A 957-nucleotide genomic window follows, 5' to 3' on the forward strand; every position below is an offset into this window, starting at 1 on the left:
TCAAAATCAAATAGTTAAATATTTTTATTCTTTTTGTCGTGCAACAGGCTCTTATTTATTGTTGTCGTGTCAATTTCTGTTGGTAATATCCAATACTTCAAAATAGGTTTAATTTCAACTATTCTTTTTCCGCCATAACCTAAAGCACCAACGTCAAACCATTGCTCTTTTATTTCGTTATTTTCTGTTTTGTGTCTGTATATTGTTGTTACTGTTGTCCAATCACCAAAAGCAAAACGAAATATTAAATTAACCATAACAAAAAAAGAGAGTACTGAAGTCAAGATTGTCACCCCTAATAGTGTTAGATTTTGTGTCTTTGTTTTCTTTTGTTTAATTGTTTTAAAAAGTGTCAATAAGATTGCAACAGGGAGCCCTTGCATTATGACATCATAAAATTTGTGCATTATTTTGTAATCTGCAAACTCGTATGGCAATATTTGTCCAATTGTCAAACTGAAAATTGCCAAACCAATAAAGGATATCGCTGTCCAAAAAATAGTCTTTTTAATTACCTGCATTTTTGTTTATGTGTGTTGTCCTAAACTGACCGCTAACGGGCTCGCGGATTTGCGAAGTTCCGAAGGCTCATAGCGGAGCTATGAAAGCCGTAGGAATTTTGCAAATCCGCGAGCCCGATGTGCAAAAGGCGGAGCGAAGCGGAGACTTTTGCACATCGCAGCGCTTGACGAAGTTCCGAGAAAAAAAAGAGGATACCAAAATTTATTTTGGGATTCCGGTGTTTTTTTTCTCGGGATCTAATTTTGTCAAGTATTTTGTTGGGCGACGTTAGCCGGAACGGCGAGCGGTGCGAGCCGCAGCCGGCGCAAAGCCCAGGCGTATCTTAGACAAAATTAGGTCAAGCGCTGCGTTGAGCGACATTTGTTTTGGATGGGAGTGTTTGCGCAGCAAAACACGAAGAACAAAACTACGCCGCAGGCGTAATGTCGCTCAACG

At 39.3% G+C, this 957-nt stretch carries 1 protein-coding gene; it reads right to left on the reverse strand.

Annotation, left to right across the window (positions count from 1 at the left end; translation table 11 throughout):
* Window positions 1-14: 14 nt before the first annotated feature.
* The gene (locus LC115_13505) at window positions 15-521 is read right to left on the reverse strand and encodes a hypothetical protein (protein ID MCZ2357684.1); all 507 of its coding nucleotides are present in this window, start codon (window positions 519-521) and stop codon (window positions 15-17) included.
* Window positions 522-957: the final 436 nt, after the last annotated feature.

It is taken from the genome of Bacteroidia bacterium (genome assembly GCA_026932145.1).
Classification (GTDB): domain Bacteria; phylum Bacteroidota; class Bacteroidia; order J057; family JAIXKT01; genus JAIXKT01.